This is a genomic window from Peribacillus sp. P4_C12 (genome assembly GCF_056402095.1).
Map to the genome: position 1 here is coordinate 1 of NZ_JBFUIB010000318.1, position 4,331 is coordinate 4,331.

Below are 4,331 nucleotides of genomic sequence, written 5' to 3' on the forward strand. Positions count from 1 at the left end.
ATTAACTGTAGGATCCTTATCTAAAACAAAAGTAGCTGTTATATATATAGAAGGAATTGTTGAACAGGAAAATGTCGATACCGTTATACAACGAATCAATGAAATAGAGTTCGATGAAATTTTGGATGGATCCAATCTAGCGCAAATGCTTTATGATGAATCAAATACTCTATTCCCACTTTTTTTACATACGGAAAGACCCGATCGGATTGCAAGTGCTTTGTCTGAAGGTAAGGTAGCCATGGTGATAGATAGGTCTTCTTCTGCACTAATTGCTCCAACCATTTTATTGGAGTATTTTATTACCATGGAAGATTATAATATGCCCTGGGTTCCAGCTTCCGCTTTCCGATTATTAAGAATATTCGCGGTCATTTTTTCTATATTCGCTACACCTCTTTATGTAGCCGTGCTGACCTTTCATTATGAACTGATTCCTAAAGACCTTTTGGAGACGATTGTTGCTTCAAGGAATTTGATACCCTTCCCTCCTTTAATTGAAGCTTTATTCTTAGAGATTTCAATTGAACTGTTAAGGGAAGCCGCTGCCAGGTTACCAACAAAGGTAGGTCAGACATTAGGTATCGTAGGCGGTATTGTTATCGGTCAGGCTGCTGTTGTGGCTGGACTTACCAGTAATATTTTATTAATCATTGTCGCCTTATCGGCACTAGCATCATTTGTAACGCCAATTTATAAAATGGGAAATGCTATACGATTACTTAGATTCCCATTTCTACTGGGGGCACAAATCTGGGGTTTGCTTGGGATAGCCCTTGCGTCCGTGTTTTTAATGACACATCTTATTAAGTTGACTTCAATGGGACATCCTTACCTAGAACCAATATACCCGTTTCGCATTAAAGATTGGAAAGACAGCTTTGTTCGACTTCCTTTTAATTTTTTCAAGTCACGACCTGTAAATTTACGAACAGAGAATGTGACAAGACAACCACAAAAGCAAAAAACATCAAAAAAAAGAAAGAATGATTTTAATGAGTGATAAAAAATGAGGGTGCTGTATGAACCAAGCTGGTGTAAATGATAAATATAAAGTATCACCATTCTATGTGTTTTTTTTAGTGCATTCCATGCAAACAGGCATAGGTGTGTTAAGTTTCCAAAGAGTTTTAGCGAAGTCGGCGGGGACGGACGGCTGGATCTCCATAATTCTAGCAGGGCTAATTGTTCATATTATGATTTGGATCATCTATAAAATATTCAGTATTGTTCCAGGGGATATCATTTCCGCCAATACACAGGCATTAGGGAAATGGCTGGGGAATTTTTTCAGTCTGTTATTTATCATTTACTTTTTGATTCTTGGGATGACAGTAATAATTAGCTATATAAATGTCGTACATGTTTGGATGTTTGAAGAAGTACCTTCCTGGGCATTTGCTCTAGTGTTTCTAATCCTGATTTATTACATAAATTCTGGGGGGTTCCGAACTGTTACCGGCGTTACCTTTTTAAGTGTATTGTTGACATACTGGCTTCTATTTGACCTTATCTATGCAATGAAATATGCTGAATTTACGAATTTGCTTCCTATTTTTGACCACAGCATTTTAGATATACTTAAAGGAGTAAAAGATAATTCATTAACCATGATTGGATTTGAATTGATTCTGATGTTTTATCCGTTTATCAAAGATGCTAAAACTTCACAAAAATATGCCCATGGAGGTGCCTTAACAACTACGTTACTGACCGTGTTCATTTATTTAGTTTCACTGGTCTTTTATTCACAAAAACAGTTAGTCCTGACTATTTGGCCGACACTGACAATGACTAGCGTTGTCGAGTTGCCCTTTATTCAACGTTTCGAATATATTGAGATCTCTTGGTGGGCCTTAGTTATCATACCCAATATGACCATATCATTATGGGCTGCCAGCAGGGGATTTAAACGCTTATTTAATGTTCAGCAAAAGTATCCATTATGGGGTATGAGTATTATTATTCTGCTTATCAATATTTTTGTTTTTGATATGGATTCCCTTTATATTTTGAATAAAATTATCAATCCATATGGCCTGTACTTCATTTGTTTATACTTGCCTCTTCTTTTGTTAATCATCTATACAAAGAAATTGAGGAAACGTTTATGAGAAAAGTACTTCCTGTTATCTTAATCTGTTCACTTCTTTGCAGCTGTGCACAACAGAAAGTAGTCGACGAAGTGAATATGGCCCAGGCTATTGGCTACGATTTAACAGAGGATGATATGATCGAAGGTATGTTCGTCATCCCCATCTTTCAACAAGAAAAGATGGGGAAATATCAAATCTTAAGTGGAAAATCAACGACAACGAGTGATGTTCAAGCTATTGTATCAAAAAAGGCAAATAAGCCGGTGCTCCTTGGACAGACAAGAATCGTTTTTTTTAGTGAGAAAATCGTTCAACAAATTGGAATGACAGAGCTAACCGATTATATCTACCGTGAACCCCAACTTGGGAACAGGGTTATTTTGGCAATTGTCGAAGGAAAGGTTAAAGATGTCATTTATACAAAATCACCTAATAGTAATGTGAATATTGGCATTTTTTTAGCCGATTTAATTACTCAACAAAAAGAATCTGGTAACGGACCGGATACTAATCTCCATATTTTTTTAAAGGACGCTCTAGCAGATGGCGGAGATGCGTTTCTTCCGTTATTAAAAAAACGTAATAACGATATTATGGTTTCTGGAGTAGCATTGATACACGAAAATAAAATAGTGAGTAAAGTGAAAACCCAAGATATGTTTGTATTTAAGACTTTAGTTCAATCCCATAAACGAGGAATTTATAAATTCAGTTTAAAAGATAAGAAAAAAAGCGAAATTGTGGTAGAGAGTATCCGAAGTGGTTCAAGTTATAATGTTTCAAACTCAGGGAGTGACCCCTCGATCACGATTAAAATCAAAATTGAAGGTCAAGTAAAGGAATCCATGAGAAGTGAAAACCTAACAAATAGAAAAATGATTAAAAAAATTGAAATGGCAATGAAACAGGATTTAACTAGGGAAGCAAACAAACTTATTAATGATTTTCAGAAAAAAAACATTGATCCGATTGGCTTAAAGGAGAAATATCATGCCAAAAATAAAAGAATGACATATGAAGAATGGAAAAAGATTTATCCTAATATGACGATAAAAGTAGAAACTGAAGTTCATATTCTTCAAACTGGCGTTTCGGAATAATATAACTGCAAGCACATAAGCAAAAGATTGAAAACGAGAACTAGAAATCATGACGTATCACTCTGCAAAGGTCAAATAGAACAGAATGTATAGTTCACTATGTTCTAAAGATGGAGGAATCCACTATAATTTATCTAGAAATGAGAGATATTTGCGAAACAAACAACCATTCATAAAAAAATGATTACAAAGAAAGCGTGCAAATGAAATAAGTTCAACTTCATTATGCACGCTTTCGGATGAAATGCAGGTTTATATAGGTATTTTACAGGTGCCTCAAATTAACTTAGGGCAGTTCAATCATTGACTTTTTTTACTTACCCTTTTATTTCTAAAGACGAGCTTACAGTAAAGTCAGCCTCAGTATTGCTTTTCACTTGTTCAATTGTAACCCCGTTCTGCAATTCGATCAATTCCATACCTGATTCTGAAAATTGAAAAACAGCCAAGTCAGTAATCAGGCAATGGATGACATTTTTTCCCGTCAATGGCAGTGTACAGCTCTTTTTCACTTTGGATTCCCCATGCTTGTTCACATGATCCATAATGACAACGATTCGTTTTGCCCCTTGGACGAGGTCCATCGCACCACCCATTCCTTTTACCATCTTCCCAGGGATCATCCAGTTAGCTAAATCCCCTTTTTCGGAAACTTCCATTCCACCTAAAATGGCAAGATCGATATGTCCGCCGCGAATCATCGCGAACGACTCAGCACTATCAAAAAAGGAAGCCCCGGCTTTTGCCGTTACTGTTTCCTTTCCTGCATTAATCAGATCCGGATCCACTTCATCTTTATTTGGATAAGGTCCAATTCCAAGTAAGCCATTTTCCGATTGAAGCATGACATTGAGGTCACCAGGAATCATGTTAGCAATCAAGGTCGGCATGCCGATTCCTAAATTCACACACATACCATCTTGGATTTCTTTTACGGCCCGTTCTAATATTTGTTGTCTTGACATTCGAAAACTCCCCCTTTTTATGCGTTAGTGGTTGTAAGTTTTTCAATTCGTTTTTGATAATGGTTTCCTACAAAGATTTTTTGTATATAAACCCCAGGAGTATGAATTTCATCTGGATCAAGCTCTCCAATATTGACAAGCTCCTCCACTTCGGCAATCGTGATTTTCCC

The 4,331-nt window shown here is 36.4% G+C and carries 5 protein-coding genes; 3 read left to right on the forward strand and 2 right to left on the reverse strand.

What is annotated here, in order from left to right; translation table 11 throughout:
* From AC1DUW_RS21905 to AC1DUW_RS21915, 3 genes are all read left to right on the forward strand, one after another.
* Nucleotides 1-1,003 (forward strand): spore germination protein (locus AC1DUW_RS21905; protein ID WP_477643450.1); only part of this gene is annotated, 1,003 nt, incomplete at its 5' end.
* Between the two features lie 19 nt (nt 1,004-1,022).
* Nucleotides 1,023-2,114 (forward strand): GerAB/ArcD/ProY family transporter, encoded by a 1,092-nt coding sequence (locus tag AC1DUW_RS21910; RefSeq protein WP_056519287.1) that lies wholly within the window; start codon nt 1,023-1,025, stop codon nt 2,112-2,114.
* Nucleotides 2,111-3,196, forward strand: a complete 1,086-nt coding sequence (locus AC1DUW_RS21915; protein WP_053345941.1) for a Ger(x)C family spore germination protein — start codon at nt 2,111-2,113, stop codon at nt 3,194-3,196. Before AC1DUW_RS21910 ends, AC1DUW_RS21915 begins: the two co-directional genes overlap by 4 nt.
* A 317-nt stretch (nt 3,197-3,513) precedes the next feature.
* On the opposite strand, the gene AC1DUW_RS21920 is transcribed toward AC1DUW_RS21915, so the two are convergent.
* A complete protein-coding gene (locus tag AC1DUW_RS21920) occupies nt 3,514-4,161 on the reverse strand; it encodes a 3-oxoacid CoA-transferase subunit B (protein ID WP_053345940.1) in 648 nt (215 codons plus the stop codon).
* Nucleotides 4,162-4,178: 17 nt separating this feature from the next.
* Nucleotides 4,179-4,331: CoA-transferase (locus AC1DUW_RS21925; RefSeq protein ID WP_477643451.1), on the reverse strand; the 153-nt coding region annotated here is incomplete at its 5' end.